This is a genomic window from Arenicella sp. 4NH20-0111 (assembly GCF_040366405.1).
Taxonomy (GTDB): domain Bacteria; phylum Pseudomonadota; class Gammaproteobacteria; order Arenicellales; family Arenicellaceae; genus Arenicella.
In genome coordinates, this window is the sequence record NZ_BAABWF010000004.1 from 153,903 (window position 1) to 173,582 (window position 19,680).

Genomic DNA, 19,680 nt, shown 5'->3' on the forward strand with positions numbered 1-19,680 from the left:
TTATGAAAAAGCTCAGGCCAACGCCCATCAAAAGAGGCGTATTTTATGTGTTCAAATCAAGCAAATCAATGGTGAGGCTTAAACAAAGGTTTTCAAGTCTTATTTAGAGCGATTTCTTTGAGTTCATACATCAAATCTAATGCCTCTCGGGCGTTTAGACTGTCTGGATCAAGTGCCGTCAGTCTCTTAATAACTTCGTTTTCTGATTGAGGAGCTGCGTGTGTCGCAAAGTCTAGGCTTATCTGGTTGCTCACTTGATTAACAGCGCTTGATTGTTCCAATTCTAATTCACTGAGTTTTGAGCTTGCAGCAGACAGCACTTGGTCCGGAATTCCAGCCAGTCGAGCAACTTGAATACCGTAGCTTTGATTTGCTGGGCCTGTCTTAACATGATACATAAATACGATATTCTGACCATGTTCAACAGCATCTAGGTGAACATTGTTGACGTCATCAAGTTGGTCAGCCAGTTCAGTAATTTCAAAGTAATGGGTGGCAAATAAACTGTAAGCTTTAAGTCGTTTAGCCAAGTCGATCGCACAAGCCCATGCAAGTGAGAGTCCGTCGTAGGTGCTGGTGCCACGACCAATTTCGTCCACTAACACTAAGCTCTGTGGCGAGGCATTACGTAGAATGTTTGCCATCTCCGTCATCTCGACCATAAACGTAGAACGGCCACCTGCGAGATCGTCAGCGGCTCCTATGCGCGTAAAGATTCGATCTATAGGGCCAATTTGAGCCTGTTTTGCAGGAACGTAGCTCCCAGTATGCGCAAGAAGTGTGATGAGTGCATTTTGACGCATATACGTGCTTTTGCCACCCATATTGGGTCCCGTGATAACTTGCATGCGGGTCGATTCATTGAGAACGAGATCGTTGGCGATAAACGGGGCAGACTGGTTTGCTTCTACTACTGGATGACGACCTTCGGAAATATTAATGCCCGCTTTTTGTGTCATTGAGGGGCGAGTGAAGTTCAGTGTCACTGCACGTTCAGCGAAGTTGGCAATAACGTCGATCATTGCCATTGACTGAGCCATCGCTTGTAACTGTTGTAGCTGTGGTTGTAAGTCGTCAATGACATTTTGATAAAGTTGTTTTTCTCGGGCCAAAGATTTCTCTCTGGCACTTAACACTTTATCTTCGTAGTCTTTGAGCTCTTCCGTTATGTATCTTTCTGCGTTCTTAAGCGTTTGCCGACGAATATAATGTTCGGGAACTGATTCACCTTGAGCTTTACTGACCTCAATATAAAAGCCGTGAACACGGTTATATTTAACCTTTAGAGTGCTGATGCCGGTTGATTCGCGTTCTCGCTGCTCAAGCTGTATTAAAAATTCCCCTGTATTCTTACTGAGGGTATGTAGTTCGTGGAACTCGGCATCAAATTCCGGACGAATTACCCCGCCATCTCTAATTACCGATGCTGGTTCATCCAGGATTGCGTCTTCAAGAAGTTGCTGCGCGCGTGGAAATGGGCCTAAATTGTCGGTGGCCTGGGTTAACAGCGTGGTCTTCGAGCCGGCGAGCGTGTTATTCAGTGCAGGTAGACATTGCAAGGCTTGACGCAATCGCACCAAATCTCTTGGTCGTGCATTTTGCAGCGCGATTCTCGTTAGAATTCGCTCCACATCACCACAGCTACGTAGCAATTTGGCCAGTTCATACGTATCAATGTCATCGATTACGTTAGCAACGGCCTGCTGACGTTGCTCGATCTTTGATTGATCGGTGATGGGCCCATGTAGCCACCGCCTCAGAAGTCTAGCTCCCATCGGGTTGGCGCATTTATCCATTAGCGAAATGAGCGTAAACTCTCTGCCGCCCGATAGGTTTACTTCTATTTCTAAGTTTTGACGACTCGCTGCATCGATGATTAAGTGATCGCTCTTTTGGGTGATGCCAATGTCGTTAATATGAGGCATGGCATCGTACTGCATGTCTTTAGCGTACTGAAGGAGTGCCCCAGCAGCGCTGACTGCGAATGGGAAGTCTTGGCAGCCAAAGGCTACTAAGTCTTTGGTGTCAAATTGTTTGCAAAGTGCTTCTTGTGCCACATCGTAATCAAAATACCAATTAGGCACTGACTTAGCTGTGTTTGAAAGTTCGCACAAAAGCGCGCTCGTGGTTTCGGCTATCAGTAGTTCGGCGGGTTGTAGTCGTTTTAGCTCAGATAGAACCTGATCAAAGTCATCGAGTTGCTGGGCCTTAAAGTGACCTAGTGAGAGTTCTAGAGTCGCGATTCCATAATGGCCGTTATTTTCGTAGACGGAGGCGAGAATATTATCTCGTCGTTCATCCAGCAGGCTGTCTTCCACGAGTGTGCCGGGAGTCACTACTCTGACGACTTTGCGTTCAACAGGGCCTTTGCTGGTGGCAGGGTCGCCTATTTGCTCAGCTATTGCGACAGAACGACCCAGTTTAACCAGCTTTGCCAGATACTGGTCCACACTGTGAAAGGGGACACCCGCCATTGGAATTGGCTCACCGCCGGACTTTCCTCGTTGAGTAAGCGTGATATCCAATAACCGCGCAGCGAGCTCGGCATCTCGATAAAACACTTCATAAAAGTCCCCCATTCGATATAGAACGAGTGTGTCTGGGTAGTCGGCCTTAATGCGAAGATACTGCTGCATCATTGGCGTGTGTTGAGTCTGGGCGGTGGAAGCTGTCACGTGTTACTGAAGGTCAATTAAATCTGTTAAACAATGTTTAGATCGTAAGCCGAAATAGGTCGCTATTCGGCTTGCGATGAATTTAACTCGGTGTGTTGCTGATCATATGATGAATTTTCTCATGAACTTTTGGATTGCCGGCAATGACATTGCCGGTTTTCATGATGTCAGTGCCGCCGTTTTCATCAGTAATTAAGCCACCCGCTTCTTTAACCAATAATGCTCCCGCTGCGATATCCCAATCACTTAAGCCAAACTCCCAAAAGCCGTCGTAACGGCCGCAGGCTACGTAAGCTAGATCAAGCACTGAAGACCCTGTTCGGTGTATGCTCTGCGCTCGTGGCATTAGGGTTGCGAATGTTTTCATCCATTTTTTCAAATGGCTTCCGCTTCGATAAGGAAAGCCTGTACACAAGAGGCTATCTTTCAAGCGACTGTTTTGTGAGACTCTGATTCGACGGCCGTCAAGTTGCGCTCCGCCACCTTTGCGGGCTGAAAATAATTCATTTCGGATAGGGTCGTAGACAACCGCGGCAACAATCTCAGTTTGAAAGGTGAGTGCGATGGATATACAACAATGAGGATGACCATGCAGAAAATTATGTGTGCCATCGAGCGGGTCGATAATCCAACAATAGTCGCTTTGCTTTCCCGCATTCCCTGATTCCTCGCTCAGGGTATTGTGGTCGGGGAAATTCGATGTGAGCTCTTCAATAATAGTTTGTTCTGCTAAGAGGTCTATTTCTGAGACGAGTTCTTCTCGATTGTTAGTTTTCGATTTCACACTGACCTTGATGCGGTCGAGTTGTGTGATGTTTTGCGAAATTATTTTTCCTGCTTCACGAGCAGCCGCAGTGGCAACGTTTACCGCGCCAGTAAGAAGGTTGGAATCCATAGAGATGTCCCAGAAACAAGTTGTAAAAAAGCCAGCGCGTAGTGTAACGGGGTGGCACCCAGATTTAAAGTTATAGTCACACTTAAAGCGAGACAAATTGTGAATAAATAAATCATCTGATGAGTTAAAATGCCCGGTTAATAGATTAATAGACTAGCCGCCTGAAAAGGGGAACCATTTGAAACCGATAGAACTCAAAAGCACATTGCTGTCAAACATCAAAATTGTTTTGGTTGAGCCGAGCCATCCTGGGAATATCGGGTCAGTAGCACGAGCGATGAAGACAATGGGGCTTTCTTCGCTTGTGCTGGTCAATCCAAAAAAATTTCCGCACGCCGAAGCTACCAAACTTGCCGCTGGAGCAGACAGTGTGTTGGAGGCAGCTCTTGTTCTAGACAGCGTCACCGATGCGGTAAAAGAAAGTACTCTGGTGCTTGGAACTTCCGTGCGGGATCGTGAAGTGAGTTGGCCGACCATGAACCCTAAAAAGACAGCTCATACGGTTATTGAGCATTTAGGTTCCACAACTAATGGTGAAGTCGCCGTTCTTTTTGGGCGCGAGAGCAGCGGTTTAACCAACGAAGAGCTGGATCTCTGCCAAACTCAAATACGCATAGATGCAAATACTGATTACAGCTCGCTGAATTTAGCCAGCGCGGTTCAAATCATCGCCTATGAAATGAGAATGCATGCGCTGAGTGCTCTTGGTGAAGCAAATAAATCAGAATTAGAACTCTCGCCAGGGCAGCTTCGTCAGCAACGGGCCACCAAAGAACAAAAAGAAGGGCATTTACAGCACTTGCAATCGACAATAGAGTCACTAGATTTTGTGAAGGTGAAACCTCCAACCGTGTTAATGAGAAAGTTGACGAGGTTGTACAATAAGGCTGACCTTTCCGTGGAAGAGATACAAATCTTGCGTGGTATATTGTCAGCAACACAGCAACATACACCAAATCGCGACTAATGCCTCGATTAAGTATGAGATAGATTTATGAATTGCGCGGTCTAGTTTGAGTACAAATTTTGATCGAAAGAGTTAGTTATGTTTAAACGGTTTATTGAAGATATTCAAACGGTGTTTGCGCGCGACCCTGCTGCGCGGCACACTCTAGAGATACTGACCACCTATCCAGGCGTCCACGCTGTCTTTTTCCACAGATTGACTCATTGGCTATGGGGAGTTGGTCTTAAATGGTTAGCGAGGTTCATTTCTACCTTGGCGAGATGGTTCACCGGTATTGAGATTCATCCTGGCGCGAAGATAGGGCGTAGACTGTTTATTGATCACGGGATGGGTGTGGTGATTGGTGAAACCGCTGAAATTGGCGACGATTGTACGCTTTATCATGGTGTCACTCTCGGGGGGACGAGCTGGGACGGAGGTAAACGGCATCCGACACTAGGCAATAATGTGGTTGTCGGGGCTGGGGCTAAGATCCTAGGTCCGATTACGATTGCCGATAATGCTCGAGTAGGTTCTAACTCAGTTGTGGTAAAATCGGTAGAAGATAACACCACCGTTGTCGGCATTCCCGCTCATGCAGTAGGATCAGCCGAATACAAGCGAGCGAATGGTGGATTTGACGCTTATGGGCATCAACCGTTAACCGATGATCCTGTTGCCGTTGCAATACATGGCTTGTGCCAACAATTGCAAGCGCTTGATAAGTATAATCGTAGTTTAGTCGACAAATTGAATAGATCTGGTGTGGATGTTAGTGATGTTGAATTGCCAGAAGTAAAAACAGACTGCATCGAGCTTGAGCCTGTAGTCAGTCAAAAAATCGAGAATATATAGTACGCGCTTAGGTCGGTGTCGTCTGGGAGTAAGTTTTATGATTACATTAACGAAAAATGCCGCAGAGAGAATTGCGGGTCAAGTCACTAAAAATAATGCCATGGCGCTTCGCTTTGCTGCCAAAGAGTCAGGGTGTTCTGGTTATTCTTATGTGCTTGATTTTGCGAATGAAAAAGAAAGTGATGATGAGGTTTTTGAACAGTTTGGAGTCAAAATCTTTGTTGATACTAAAAGCCTTAAAGTATTGACTGGAACCCAGATTGATTATGTTTCAGAAGGCTTAAACCAAACTTTTAAGTTTTCAAACCCTAAGGCAACGGATGAGTGTGGCTGTGGCGAAAGCTTCGCAATTCAAGGATAGAGCTTGAGAATTCAGTTTTTCTCTCAATTATTTCTAACTTGTTAACAAATTTTATAGATAAGTTTGTGTTATTGCGGTCGAAAACGCCTAAACTACGCAAAGTATGAGCAGGGTATCGATGTCTTGCTTGCAATTGTTTAATACAAATTGAAAACAGAGGGTTTTTGTCGTGATTTTGATTAAATCGGTTTCCAACGCTTTTTCCAACAAGAAGTTGGCTAAAACGTTTCCCGCCTTATCCGTGAGTTTGGCCGCTGTGATGGCAATGTCTGTCAATGGCGTTGCTCAGGCTCAAGAATATAAGAAAATTACTCGTCTGGGTACGTCTCAGTCTGTTTGTGAAGGCGGGGTAGAAACCGCTGCCGAATTACAAACGTTCTTTGCAAATAACCCCGAGAAGGTCCGCTCAATCTTGACTGACTCAGGTTGGTCTGGCGATGCAGATGCCTTGCTGGCTGCCGTTGCTAATGGTGAAATGACCGAGAAGGCGTTCCCGGTTGGCACAAAGTTAGCTTGGATGGGCTCAAAGAAAAATGGTAAATATGTCGCTCTACCTTACAGAGAGTGGGCTGGGAAACAGTCTTTCTCTGGGTTTGAATTGAAGCTAAATGACAGTTGTCGTGTTTATGAGCTGGCGATACCTAAGGCGTGCTGTAATGTAAGCCTCATTTCTGTTTCTGAGGATACAACAAGTCCTGAATGTGCACCTAAGCCGGTTGCCGTTGCTCCTGTTGAGGTCGCTCCAGCGATTGCTGAAGAACCCGTCGCTAAAGTAGACCCATTGGCATTGGTTCCGTTTTTTGGTGCCTTTGTTGGTACTGAAACACGGCCAAGGTTTGAGACGGCTTGGCAAATGGATATGCGCGATTCATCTGGTTTGGTTGGCTTGAAAGCCGGCTTACTTAAGCCTTTAAGCGAGAAAACCTCACTGTCAGGCGTGCTTTCCTATTATGACCGTAACGGTATAAACGGTGGTAATGAATATCCCGAAAATAACTTTGCTATTGACTTTGGAGTTGAGCGTAAGCTGAGCGAAAGAGCGTTCATCGGCGGAGGTATCGGGGCATGGAATGTTGATGATAGTGACTTCCGGGATGCCTCAGTCTATGGACTGGTTGGCGGCGATATAGGTAAAAGTAAGTTGCAATGGTTTTTGGAAGGCAGAGTGTTTGATAGTGATTCTCAAAATCACGACTCACTTTCCGATAACAAAATGGTCAGTGCTGGAATACGTTACTTGATCAAATAGGCTCGTTATTTGAGCGCTTTTGTTTAAAAAGGAGAAAAAGCGGCTTAAAGCCGCTTTTTTTTTGCTTCCAAGGTGTGTCAAACTCGCGCCCATGAAATGACCATGTCGATCATTCGAATAACTTCACAATTTAATCATCTATCGTGACAAGCTCTAAGCCAAAATCAATTGAAATTAGCCTCAACCAGATTGGTAGAATGAACGCAGGCAGCAGTCTAGAGCTAAAAGAGCGTCCAGTCTCTCCCCATGCGAAGAAGGTGGGCATAAAGACCTTGGGGTGTAAAGTTAATGCCTATGAGTCTGAGTTGATAGGCGAGACGTTAAAAACGGATGATTGGAAGATTGTCGAAAGTTCTGAGCCCGCAGACCTATACTTGATTAATACCTGCACAGTTACACGTGAAGCTGATCGGCAAGCGAGACAGGAAGTGCGTAAAGCCGTAAAGAGAAACCCTGATGCCCTTGTGGTGGTCACTGGGTGCTACGCGCAGATGGACCCAGATGCGTGTTCAGAAATACCAGGCGTTGATCTGGTTTTAGGAAATGATCGCAAGCTTGATATGCATAAATTGATGCCAGAGTTGGAGAAGGGTGCGCTTCCCAAAGTGATGGTCGGTGATTTGGATCAGCACGTAAGTTTGCCAGACCAGTTGATAACAGGTTATGAAGCCTATACCAGAGCGTTCGTTCAAATTCAGCAAGGGTGCGATCAAGGTTGTACTTTTTGCATCATACATGTCGCCAGAGGGCCAAGCAGGTCTCTTACGCCTAGTATCATTAAGCGGCAGGTTCAGCGATTGGTTTTAAATGGTTATCCTGAAATTGTTATTTGCGGTGTTGATCTTGGCGCGTATGGTTCTGATCTGAATGCGGGCGACAAACAGTTTGATTTAGTCGACTTACTGGAAGAGCTTCTTGAGCTGGAGCATGATCAGAGTAATCCTTTTAGGATAAGATTGAGTTCGTTAGACCCGTTTCACATAACCGATCGATTGATTGACTTATGGGCAAAAGAGCCACGAATTTGTCCGCATATGCATTTGTCTTTGCAGAGCGGTAATACGTTAATCCTTAAAAGAATGAAGCGACGATATGATGCCGAGCACGTGAGAGAGCGAATTAGCAAATTACGTTCAGTGGTGCCTGGTTTGGTTATTTCCGCGGATGTAATGGTAGGTTTCCCTACTGAAACTGAGGCTCAATTCTTGGATACCGTGGCGATGGTGCAAGATATAGGTGTCGCGTTTCCACATACCTTTTCTTACTCTGAGAGGGACGGCACTCCTGCTGCCAATATTCCGTCGGATCGCCAAGTGAGTGTCGCTGATCGAAAAGATCGAAATTCTCGCCTCAGAGAGTCTGCAAAGTCGTTACAGGCAGCAACCAGACAAGAACGAATCAATAAGACCATTTGGGTTTTGCCTGAATCGGAATCAAAACGTGATGGCTACGTCATGTGTCGCTCGGAAGATTATCTACCCTGTCTTGTTCCTGAGAATCAGGTGCAAATGGGGCGGTGGCTACAGGTTAGGGTGGCCAGTGTCGAAGGGGAGTTCCTTTTGGTAGGGTGAGTTCTGAGTGGCTATGCAATTTATCGTGTTTTAGCGGCTATTTTCTAGAATGAGTCTTTTTTTCGAGTAGAAATTAGTATTTGTAACGCAAGGTCGTTAGAATATGCGCCCTCGAAGTCAGAGTGTAAGCTTTGGCTTGATGAAACCTTTGTATTTAAATGAGTTTGAGCACCTTCGTGAAACATGGCAGCGGGGTGGGCTATGTGTGAGAATTGAATTACGTAGTATTTGTTCTCGCGACCTAAATCTTTTAAATACAAAGGTTTCTAACCTATTGTTTTGAATTTAATTTTTATTTTTTGGAGTCTAAAATGGCTGTTGAACGCACCCTTTCAATTATTAAACCAGATGCTGTAGCAAAAAATGTTATCGGCGAAATATATTCTCGTTTTGAAAAAGCTGGATTAAACATCGTTGGTGCTCGAATGATGCATTTGACCGATGAGCAAGCAGGCGAATTTTACGCAGTGCATAAAGAGCGTCCATTTTATGGCGATTTAGTGTCATTCATGACGTCTGGCCCAGTGATTGTGCAAGTATTAGAGGGAGAGAACGCCATTGCAGCACATCGTGATGTAATGGGTGCAACGAACCCTGCTGAGGCAGCGGCTGGAACGATCCGTGCCGATTTCGCCAGCAGCATTGATGAAAATGCATGTCATGGTTCAGATGCAGCTGAGACAGCCGCTCAGGAAATTGAGTTCTTCTTTGGCGATGACGGTGTGTGTGCACGTACGCGTTAAGCTTCTTAGTATCGTTTTGTAGACCGACACCTACCGGCTTTATTTGGTAGGTGTTGTTTTCGTTAAACACTTGAGAGATCCAGTCATGAGCAAATTAAATGATTTAGAGATTGAGCTGGAAAGTTCAACATCTGATGTCGACGTGCCGAAAATAAACCTCATGGGTTTGGATCGAGATGCAATGGAAGCATATTTTGCCTCGATAGGTGAAAAGTCTTTCCGTGCTTCTCAGGTGATGAAATGGATTCATCAAGTTGGAGTCAGTGACTTTGCTGAGATGACAAATCTCAGTAAAACACTACGCTTGAGCTTATCCGAAAACGCTGAAATTTCAGTGCCAGATATTATTTCAGATAACCTTTCGGAAGATGGTACACGTAAATGGCTGCTTAAAGTTCCGGGTAAGAGCGCCATTGAAATGGTTTTTATTCCTGAAGAGACGCGAGGAACATTGTGTGTTTCTTCTCAGGTTGGATGCACACTAAATTGTTCATTCTGTGCGACCGGTAAGCAGGGGTATAATAGAGACCTAACGACTGCGGAGATCATTGGTCAGGTCTGGCTCGCAAAACATCTGCTTGCTGAGCAATATAAAACTGATAATCGGATAGTCAGTAATGTCGTTATGATGGGGATGGGTGAACCCTTGATGAATTTTGATAACGTTGTGTCGGCCATGAAGATCATGCAGGATGATTTTTGTTTTGGGCTATCTAAGCGGCGTATCACCTTGAGCACGGCTGGGGTTGTTCCTAAAATAGATGAGTTAAAAGAAGCATGCCCGGTTGCGTTGGCGGTCAGCTTACATGCGCCGAATGACGAGCTGAGAGATGTCTTAGTGCCATTGAATCGTAAATACAATATATCGGAGCTGTTGGCTGCTTGTAATCGCTATGTTGCTGATTCTCAACGAGCCAGAATTACGTTTGAATACGTGATGTTGGAGGGAGTCAATGATGAACTGGAACACGCCCACCAGCTGGCTAGTTTGATGAAAACGGTACCAGGAAAAGTAAATCTTATTCCTTTTAATTCTTTTGATGGAATAGACTACAAGAGGTCTTCAAATTCAAGAATTAATCGATTCCGAGACATACTCCATAATAATGGCGTGATAGTCACTATTCGAAAAACCAGAGGTGATGATATTGAAGCCGCCTGTGGCCAATTGGCTGGAGATGTGATGGATCGAACACGACGTGCCGAAAAATTTAGACAAAGCCGCGCTGAAAAAATACAATGATCTTCCGAGTCATTTAAGCGAAGCTATTGATTGTGTTAAAAAACCTACCCAAAATTTTCCTAGTTACTGTGATATGTGCTGCACTTTCGAGTTGCGCGACGAGCTCGAGCAAACCCAAAATTGACGCTGTAGAGGTCAAACCAAACGCCGAGCGTGCTTTATTACATACTCGCCTAGCGCGCGGATACATGGAACAAAACCAGCTAGCGACCGCGAGAACTGAGCTTGAAAAAGCATTGAGATTAGATCCGACGCAATCGGACAGCAATTACGTCATGGGGTTGCTCATGATTAGATTGGAAAACAGTAAAGATGCTGAATATTATTTAGAGCAAGCGGTGCGTCATGATCGGGAAAATTCTTCCGCTGCGCATGACTTTGGCATGTTTTTGTGTCAAACGGGAAAAGAAAAGAAATCCGTTGAATATTTCGAAATTGCGGCGTCAAATCCGTTGTTTGATCGCTCAGAGTTAAGTTATATGCGCGCAGGCGAGTGTTTGGCTCGAGTTAAGGATCCGCGAGCTGAGAACTTTCTAAAAAAGGCGTTAACAACCAATCCACGTCTTCGCCCCGCGTTGTTTCGATTGGCATTGATTAAGCGTGAAAGTGGCCAAAATTTGAATGCAAGAGCTTATATTGAACGCTATATGGCCATTACTAAACCGCAACCTGACGCGCTATTGCTTGCATATCAAATAGAATCCAGTTTGAACGCGACTGATGTGGCACAAAGCTATAGAAAGCGCATCCTTGAAGACTTTCCTGGTTCGAAAGCAGCGGACCAAATTCGAAATAGCGATCGAAAATAGCTAGCGTAATCAAAGCGCTTATTGGTGCTTTGTTTGTTTAAGAATAATTGATGTTTAACAAGCTTGGGGTTGGGTTGTACGAGACTCTCTGATGGAAGAAAAAACGACACAAATAGAAGAGCGCGAATTGGCTCCCCAATTGGGCAGCGGGGCTATGTTGGCCGCCGCTAGAAAGAAGCAAGATAAAAGCATTGAGGAGATAGCCGATGAGCTAAATCTTTCGTTGACGCAAATACGAAGTATTGAGCTAGATCAAAGTGAAGGTCTTCCGGAACCCACCTACGTGCGTGGTTACATAAGGTCTTATGCGAAGTTGTTGGGCTTAGATGCCGAAGAAGTACTATCACACTACTTGAATAAAAATTGGCAAAAATCAGCAAATCTTGATGATATGCCGAGAGGTATCGGTGATGCTGATACTGCCGAGTCTAGTACCTTCAGCCCAGTCAAGGTGATCGTTTTTATTTCTATCGCGGGTATCGTGGCGTTTTTGTGGATGTCCGGTTCGCTCACTTCCTTGCTTAAGGGCGCCAATAGCTCTCGATCTCAGGTTGTTGAAACGGTAAGTGGAGAAGTGCTAACGTCGGAAGATATTTCTGCTTCAGAGGGACCTATTGAGACAGAAATTCAAAGCAGTGCAGGACCATTACTAGACTCCGAAGCTGGTGCTTCTGCCGCAGAGGAGGCTTTGTCGGAAGAAGAGCCTATCAATGATGCTCCAGAACCGATTTCGACAGAAACTAATGTTGTGTTGACGTTCACCGAAACTTCTTGGGTGGATATTAGAGATGAGCAGCAAAATAGACTCGCTTATCAAAGTTACCCTAGTGGTGAAACTTTGGATGTCAGTGCAGAAGGAGCCCTGAGCGTCTTAATTGGTAATGCAAAGGGCGTACAAATGATGGTGAACGGTCAGGACTATGACCTTAGTCAGCACACCGAGGGCGTGTATGCGAAGTTTACGGTGGGCGACGTAGCGCCATAACCCCATTACAATTTAACGGCATTCCTCGAATCTGAAGATTCAATTGAATAGATATTCGCTTCTGTTTTGGGGCGAAGTTCAGGGGGGATGTTTCTATCTATGCGTCAAATTAAATAAACATGAGTAAAAAAAGTAAGATTCAAGCTGTAAAAGGCATGAAAGACATATTGCCCTCAGACAGTCATTTATGGCTGATGGTGGAGTCAATGTGTGCAGACATTTTTTCACGTCGAGGATATAGGCAAATCCGCACTCCTATGCTCGAAAGTACTCATTTATTTGCTAGATCAATTGGGGCGGAAACCGACATCGTTTCTAAAGAGATGTACACGTTTGAGGATCGAAATGGTGATAGCCTGACACTAAGGCCCGAGGGAACCGCAAGTTGCGTTCGTGCTGGTATAGAAAATGGGCTTTTTTATAACCAACAACAACGTCTATGGTATACCGGTCCTATGTTTCGGCATGAACGACCTCAAAAGGGCCGCTATCGCCAATTTTATCAGGTTGGTGTTGAGAGTTACGGTTGGAGTACGCCAGACATTGAAGCTGAAGTTCTTGCCATGGTTGAGCAGTTATTTTCAGAGCTAGGCTTAACGAATACCACACTGTATATCAACAGTCTTGGTGACGCCGCTTCAAGAGCCTCTTATCGCGACGCGCTGGTCGATTATCTTAATGAATATAAAGATCAGTTAGACGAAGATAGCGTGCGCCGTCTAGGGTCGAATCCATTGCGTATCTTGGATTCGAAAAATGAGAAAGTTCAGTCTCTGTTGGATAATGCACCGGTGATACTCGACTATTTGTCCGATGAATCCAAATTGCATTTTGCAACATTGCAAGATTATCTGACAACCTTGGGTATAGAATTTGAAATTAATCCTAAGCTAGTGCGTGGTCTTGATTATTATAACGACACAGTTTTTGAGTGGATCAATCACGACTATGGTGCGCAATCAACCGTGTGCGGCGGCGGACGCTACGATTCCATGGTTGAGCAAATGGGAGGGCAGGATACGCCCGCATTTGGCTTTGGTATGGGGCTGGAAAGGCTGATCGAAATGCTTCAGGAGCAGAATGCTAGCAGCCTGGAAATATCTCAGTCCTGTGAGGTGTTCATCGTTTCTGTCGGTGATAAAGCGCGATTACAAGCGATTAAATTGCAAGATGTTCTAACAAAACAAGGCCTCAGTGTGCAATGCCACATGGGGGCTGGTAGCATGAAAAACCAGTTCAAAAAAGCTGATAAGAGCCTGGCTTTGATCGGGTTGGTCATTGGCGATGCTGAAGCACAATCGAATCAAGTTAACGTAAAGGTTTTGCGAAAGGAATTGGCACAAAAGACGGATATGGAGCAACAGCGATCAGTTTCACAAGATGATGTTGTCAATGTCGTGACTAATCTGCTGGATTCGCTATAATTCGGCGTTACATATAATAACGAGCCGGTTTTTATAACTGGCCAAGCAAAAACACAGTTTTAGAGAAAATAATGGCTGACGATATTTACCTTTCACCAGAAGAACAAGACGAGAAAGCTCGTCAGTGGTTTAAAGACAATGGACCTGCGTTGGCTATTGGCATTGCTTTAGGCTTGGCTGCGATCGTAGGTTACAATAAGTACAAAGAGAACCTTCAGGTTAACGCTGAACAGGCCTCGTCTTTGTTCCAGCAAACGGTTGCGGAAATTAATGATTCCGCGTTGTCCAACATTGATGAGCAAGTGAACACGTTAAAGTCGGATCATTCAGGCACTGTTTATGCTTCAAAGGCCGTATTGGTTAAAGCTAAGCAAACAGCGGTAAATGACCTGGCTGCTGCTTTTAATGAATTACAATGGGTTGTTGATAACTCTCCCGAAAACGGTCTTCAACACACCGCTCGTATTCGTCAAGCAAAGATTAAATTGGCCCTTAATGAAATGGGCGTGGCTAAAAAGCTTGCTAGCTATACCCCGACACAGGGTTTTGAGTCACATTATCAAGAGATATTAGGCGATATTGCTCTTAAAGAAGGCGATGAGGTTAAGGCGAGGGCATATTATCAATCTGCCGTTGATGCATTGGATGGTCAGCAAGATAACTACGTCCAGGTTTTGTCATTGAAGATTGATCGACTGCCGGTTCCCGAAACGTCTGATAACCAATCAGGTTCAACCGTGCCTGTAACGGAATCTGATTCTAATACAGAATCTGACTAAAGATCATATTCGTATTGGGTCCGACAATTACTTCGTTTATTGCTTAACATACTTCAACGCATGACAATTATGAAAACAATTCGTTCACTCCTTGCTGGCTTCGTTATTTTGACTTTAGTTGCATGCGGAAAGACCACGAAAACCGATTTTTTTGGTGTAGAAGAAGAGGCAGTTAAACCAAAGGTTAATACCACAACCAAGCTTAAGCGAAATTGGCGGCTGAGCTTAGGTGATAAAATCAGGCCCGGCGATGCGGTTTTGTCACCGGCGTTGTTCGGCGACAATATCTATGTAGCAACAGTCAAAGGAAAAGTCGATAAAGTTGTCGCTAGTACCGGTAAGAGGGTTTGGCGCGCAAAAATAGATAAGGAGCGCATCACCGCCGGTGTTGGGGTTGGTAGCGGCTTAGTCTTAGTGGGAACTAATGATGGGTATGTCCACGCGTTTAAGCAAAGCGATGGCAGTCAAGCGTGGAAAACTCAACTCGATAGCGAAGTGCTCGCAAGCCCCGTTGTCGGCAGTGATGTCGTGGTAGCACGCTCTGGAGACGGTAAAGTCTATGGCTTGGATACGTTTGATGGAGAGATACTTTGGACTATTAGTCGTCAGCTCCCAAAATTGACTCTCCGTGGTGAGTCTCGGCCAGTTGTTACTCAAGGGGTGGTTTTTTCCGGCTTTTCAGATGGCAATATGGCCGCTCTCGAGGCGAAAACAGGCAGAGCGCTATGGGACTTTCCTATTTCGTTTGCTAGAGGAACGAATGAAATAGATCGACTAGCTGACGTTGATACTGATCCGCTGTTGGTTGGAGAGTATCTTTATGTTACTTCTTATCGTGAAGTGACACATGCGTTGAATATTCAAGCTCAGCGGATAGATTGGAGTGCGGAAGTATCTTCTTTCAATGCGATGGCTTACGATGCTGCAAATTTGTACATCAGTGACAGGCATGGTGTTATTCACCAATTAGATCGAAAGACAGGTGAGCAGCGATGGAAGCAAGAAGCCTTGCGTCTTTTTACGACCAGTGCACCGGCCTCGATTGGACAGTATATTGTCGTGAGTGAAGGTGACGGTGGCTTGTATGTGCTCCGTAAATCAGATGGGTCGCTCGTTGGCAAGCATAAGTTAGGCGCGAAATCTATTATAGGCCAACCCATTGTAGATGATGGAAATGTGTATTTCTTAGACAGCGATGGTTCGGTGCAGTCTATTTCAATAGGTGAAAGCAGCTAACGAACAAGGTGTTTAATTTCGTATTATTTGGACGGACGAGGGCTATTTTTGACTAGTAAACAAGACTAGATGCTCCACTCCGTTGTGGTGTATGTTTAAGTAGTCCTTTTAGGAAGGGCGTTTACAGGTAAAAATTGTGCAAGACCCAAACTCAGGTAACAACAGCCTCTCGGATGACCACTCGGTCGATGATTTGGGCGCGCTAAGCGAAGAAGAAAAGTCGCTCGTAGAAGACGCACCATCAGAGGAAGATCCAAAACCTATTATTTCAATTGTCGGCCGACCTAACGTAGGCAAGTCAACTCTTTACAATCGCCTGACCCGAAGCCGAGACGCCATCGTCGACGATAGGCCAGGGGTAACGCGTGATCGCATGGTTGGTGTTGGTCGCGTTGGTAAGAAGCCTTATTGGGTTGTCGATACGGGTGGTATAGAGTCCGATGACGAAGGTATTCACCTTTTGATGAAGGACCAGGTAGATCAAGCCTTGGAAGATAGTGACGCGGTTATTTTTATCGTTGATGGTCGCGATGGCGCCACGCCAGTTGATTTCGAAATAGCAAAACAACTTCGCCTAAATGAGCGCATAAAGGTTTACCTCGCGGTCAATAAATCAGAGGGCCTTAATAAAGGTATTGTGGCAGCCGATTTCTACCAATTGGGCTTGGATGAACCCATTATTGTGTCAGGCAAGAATGGTGATGGCATTCATAAGCTGCTTAACAGTGTCCTTACGGAAACTGAAGGCAGAATCCAAGAAGAAAGTTCTTATGAGATTCCATCTGGAGTCGCTCGGCTTGCTATCGTTGGTCGTCCTAATGTCGGTAAATCAACGTTGCTCAATAGTTTAGTCGGGGAAGACCGCGTTGTCGTGTATGACATGCCGGGCACAACTCGCGACAGTATTCATGTTCCGTTTCAGTTTAACGATAAAGAATACGTACTGATTGATACCGCTGGTATGAGGAAAAAGTCGCGCATAGACGACAGAGTCGAACGATTTTCTGTCATGAAAACCTTACGAGCTGTTGAGTTGGCCCAAGTAGTTGCGGTTGTTCTGGATGCCAGAGAAGGCATTGTTGATCAGGATAACCGGTTGATTAACTTGGTATTCAACAGCGGCCGCTCATTGATGATTCTGGTCAATAAGTGGGATGGTATGAGCAAATACGATCGAGAGCAAATTCGAGCTCAAATCGACCGTAAGTTCGGTCATATGGGCAATATACCCATTGAGTTTATTTCCGCTAAGTATGGTAAGGGCATCAATATTATTATGCCGTTGGTTGATAAACTCTATGACAGTGCCATGACCGACATGGGCACAGGGCGTATCAATACGATATTGAAGGATGCTGAAGAACGACGTAACCCTCCTATGGTTGGTAACTTTAGAATCAAGCTTAAGTTTGGTCATCAGGGCGGAATGAACCCGCCCCACGTAATTATCCATGGGAATCAATTGGATAAGCTGCCGCAAACGTATCAGCGATATTTGTCCAATACGTTTGAAAAAGCGTTCGATATGGTAGGCACTAAAGTTCGACTCAGCTTTAAGACCTCAGACAACCCTTTCCATGATGCTTCTGAGAAGCCATCTAGAAAGAGTAAGGATAAAGTGAAGTTTCGTGGTAGTAGAAAGAAAAGCGCCCGCACGGGCGGATAAGGGTCAGAGTCTCTTTGAGATTACTTAACTCCTCGATTCCCTTCTGATCAAATGGTTCTCTATGACTAAATCTTCCGTGTTTATCGTCCGATAGCAATTAGCTAACTCGATACTAACGAGTTAGCTAATCACATTGACTTAATCGTCTTTTTTCCTGCCTACCTAGGCGTCACCCAGCCCTTGGAGCTCGATGGTGACTGTTGCAGTATCGGTATCTCCATTCGCATCAGTAATTGTGTAATCGAACTGGAACACAACGTTGACCGCTGTCGAACTGCCAACAAGCTGACCGGTTGGAGATAATGTAAAACCAAACGGAACAGAAAAGGAATTGAACGTTAACGTCGTCTCGGGGTCACCAAGTAGGTCATTGTCTAAAATATTGACGTCAAGTACCTCGTTCGGCTTTAAAACATAACCATTGTCGACCGCGTCAACTGGAAGGTTTACGTCAATAGAGCAGTCGTCTCTTATGTCGATATTAATATCCCCATCGTACACAGTACCTGTACTGATACCCGATAAGAAACTGCCTTGCGTTACGGTGGCTGTTAACCAATTTGAAAGCCCAAAGCCGACATTTTTACCGTTTGCGCCTTCGCCAATTTGTGCACTCGGTCCGCGAGGAGTTAACTCAATGATAATGCCTGCGAAATCTCCAGCGCGCCCGGTCATGGTGCCTGTAAATTCACTTAGGAAGCGCCAACTTGATGGGTCGATAGGGCCAGCCATGTCTAGATAAGCGGCATCGATTAGTTCTAGTTTTGGCGTACCGGCCGTGTCGGATCCTGAATAAATCAACTCGACGTCAAAACCTTGGCCGGCTGAATTTAACGCGACACCGGATATTTCTATATCACCCGTGTTGTAGTTTAGTACTTGCGCTGCTGGTTCAAATATAAAGTCCTCGGACGCGAAACTGAAGAGGGTTATCGCATGACCTCCGCTAAATTGCGCATACGAATCAACGTCAGCGGCGATAGAACATTGGGTCGAAACGACTTCTCGTATCAAAGGGCATTCATCTGGCAAGTCTATATTTACGTCGCCATATAATGTTTGCCCTAATTGGAATCCTTCAGGAAGTTCACTCGTAGCTGATGCAATCGCTAAATCAAACCAGCTAGCAAAACCAAAGTTTTGATTCTTTCCACTGGCGCCGAAGCCTATTTGTCCTTTAGGGCCTCTGATCGTAGCGCTTAATGTTACGCCAGCCCAGGGGCCTTGCACGCCGACTAAAGAGCCACTTAAATGATCATAGTATTCCCAAGTCGAAGGATCTATGGTTCCGCCGTTGTTTAAGTAAGCTTCTGACTTTAGCTCTAACTTCGGCGAATCTGAATGATCCTGGTAACCAGAAAAAGTCATATTAACGGCGAACTCATGATTCTCATCGGCCACAAGACCCGTAATGGTCATGTCGCCACTTGGTATGGTGCGAACGGTGGTCGGCGTCTCGATGAATTTCAGAGATTTTGATATCTCAGGAACCCATATTGCGTGAATACTGTTCCCGCCATGTAGTTCGTCAGACAGGGCAGGTTGAGGACAATAAGCTATGTCTTCAGATACATGAATAACGATCTTTGCTTTTGAGTAATCCCCATCGATATCTCTGATTTTGTAATAGGCTTTAAAGGTTCCGAGCTCCGTCGTTGACCCAGCCAAAGATCCGTCCTCGGATAATGTGATTCCGGTTGGAAGGGACCCGTAGACAAGCTTAGCGGTTGCTTCGCCATCACCTTGTGTGTCGTTTTCATCAACGACATTCTGTGTCAGGAGACTTCCTTTCTTAATCGAATACTCGTCATTATTTGCAACAGGCTTTTTATCCTGCGGCTTGTGATGCTTCTTTTTCCACCAGTGTTTTTTGTGTTTTGACCACTTGTGTTTTTTGTACGACGAGTACTTCGAACGTTTGTGGTATTGGTAATGACCGCCGTACCCAGAGTGACAGTGCTTAGATGAATATTGATAACTCTTACTGTAGGAATAACTGCTGTAGTTGCTTTTACTCCACTTTGAGTGGTAGGTAGCGAACACGCTTGAACTGAATACAATAGAGAAAACCATAGCTACTGCAATTAGCAGCACCTTGCTATATCGAGAACTCATGACGAGAAGACCCCAGAAATATTTATTGTTTTAATTTCTTAATTACCAGCCACTTACTTCCTTGCTTTTACAATACTGATAAGGCGCGAAAGTAATGGTTAAAAAATGACCGATAAGACCGCTCTGAC

The 19,680-nt window shown here is 45.1% G+C and carries 16 protein-coding genes; 13 read left to right on the forward strand and 3 right to left on the reverse strand.

Annotation, left to right across the window (positions count from 1 at the left end; all coding sequences use genetic code 11):
• Positions 1–92 precede the first annotated feature (92 nt).
• Entirely contained in the window at positions 93–2,675 is a 2,583-nt protein-coding gene (gene mutS / locus ABWW54_RS10575; protein WP_353412220.1) for a DNA mismatch repair protein MutS, read from the reverse strand.
• 82 nt (positions 2,676–2,757) lie between these two features.
• Positions 2,758–3,570, reverse strand: coding sequence for an inositol monophosphatase family protein (locus tag ABWW54_RS10580; RefSeq protein WP_353412221.1), 813 nt, complete (start codon positions 3,568–3,570; stop codon positions 2,758–2,760).
• Between the two features lie 178 nt (positions 3,571–3,748).
• Here ABWW54_RS10580 and ABWW54_RS10585 point away from each other — a divergent pair, with 178 nt between their 5' ends.
• From ABWW54_RS10585 to der, 13 genes are all read left to right on the forward strand, one after another.
• Entirely contained in the window at positions 3,749–4,537 is a 789-nt protein-coding gene (locus ABWW54_RS10585) for an RNA methyltransferase (RefSeq protein ID WP_353412222.1), read from the forward strand.
• 78 nt (positions 4,538–4,615) lie between these two features.
• On the forward strand, positions 4,616–5,371 hold the full coding sequence (gene cysE / locus ABWW54_RS10590) for a serine O-acetyltransferase (protein WP_353412223.1): 756 nt from the start codon (positions 4,616–4,618) through the stop codon (positions 5,369–5,371).
• 37 nt (positions 5,372–5,408) lie between these two features.
• Positions 5,409–5,732, forward strand: a complete 324-nt coding sequence (locus tag ABWW54_RS10595; protein WP_353412224.1) for a HesB/IscA family protein — start codon at positions 5,409–5,411, stop codon at positions 5,730–5,732.
• Positions 5,733–5,901: 169 nt separating this feature from the next.
• On the forward strand, positions 5,902–6,981 hold the full coding sequence (locus tag ABWW54_RS10600; protein ID WP_353412225.1) for a hypothetical protein: 1,080 nt from the start codon (positions 5,902–5,904) through the stop codon (positions 6,979–6,981).
• A gap of 197 nt (positions 6,982–7,178) precedes the next feature.
• Positions 7,179–8,552, forward strand: a complete 1,374-nt coding sequence (gene mtaB / locus ABWW54_RS10605) for a tRNA (N(6)-L-threonylcarbamoyladenosine(37)-C(2))-methylthiotransferase MtaB (RefSeq protein WP_353412226.1) — start codon at positions 7,179–7,181, stop codon at positions 8,550–8,552.
• 311 nt (positions 8,553–8,863) lie between these two features.
• On the forward strand, positions 8,864–9,295 hold the full coding sequence (ndk, locus tag ABWW54_RS10610; RefSeq protein WP_353412227.1) for a nucleoside-diphosphate kinase: 432 nt from the start codon (positions 8,864–8,866) through the stop codon (positions 9,293–9,295).
• A gap of 85 nt (positions 9,296–9,380) precedes the next feature.
• Positions 9,381–10,538, forward strand: a complete 1,158-nt coding sequence (rlmN, locus tag ABWW54_RS10615; protein ID WP_353412228.1) for a dual-specificity RNA methyltransferase RlmN — start codon at positions 9,381–9,383, stop codon at positions 10,536–10,538.
• A 32-nt stretch (positions 10,539–10,570) separates the two neighbouring features.
• Positions 10,571–11,347 carry a type IV pilus biogenesis/stability protein PilW gene (gene pilW, locus ABWW54_RS10620; protein WP_353412396.1) on the forward strand — a complete coding sequence of 259 codons (777 nt, stop codon included), beginning with the start codon at positions 10,571–10,573 and terminating at the stop codon, positions 11,345–11,347.
• A 91-nt stretch (positions 11,348–11,438) separates the two neighbouring features.
• Positions 11,439–12,332, forward strand: coding sequence for a helix-turn-helix domain-containing protein (locus ABWW54_RS10625; RefSeq protein WP_353412229.1), 894 nt, complete (start codon positions 11,439–11,441; stop codon positions 12,330–12,332).
• 119 nt (positions 12,333–12,451) lie between these two features.
• On the forward strand, positions 12,452–13,756 hold the full coding sequence (gene hisS, locus ABWW54_RS10630) for a histidine--tRNA ligase (protein WP_353412230.1): 1,305 nt from the start codon (positions 12,452–12,454) through the stop codon (positions 13,754–13,756).
• A 71-nt stretch (positions 13,757–13,827) separates the two neighbouring features.
• Complete coding sequence (locus tag ABWW54_RS10635; protein ID WP_353412231.1) at positions 13,828–14,535, forward strand: YfgM family protein; 708 nt, start codon at positions 13,828–13,830, stop codon at positions 14,533–14,535.
• A 69-nt stretch (positions 14,536–14,604) separates the two neighbouring features.
• Complete coding sequence (gene bamB, locus ABWW54_RS10640; protein WP_353412232.1) at positions 14,605–15,771, forward strand: outer membrane protein assembly factor BamB; 1,167 nt, start codon at positions 14,605–14,607, stop codon at positions 15,769–15,771.
• A gap of 262 nt (positions 15,772–16,033) precedes the next feature.
• Complete coding sequence (gene der / locus ABWW54_RS10645) at positions 16,034–17,437, forward strand: ribosome biogenesis GTPase Der (RefSeq protein WP_502907806.1); 1,404 nt, start codon at positions 16,034–16,036, stop codon at positions 17,435–17,437.
• Between the two features lie 162 nt (positions 17,438–17,599).
• Here der and ABWW54_RS10650 read toward each other — a convergent pair whose 3' ends face one another.
• Positions 17,600–19,552: an SP85-like N-terminal domain-containing protein gene (locus tag ABWW54_RS10650; protein WP_353412234.1), complete on the reverse strand. Its 1,953-nt coding sequence runs from the start codon at positions 19,550–19,552 to the stop codon at positions 17,600–17,602.
• Positions 19,553–19,680 lie beyond the last annotated feature (128 nt).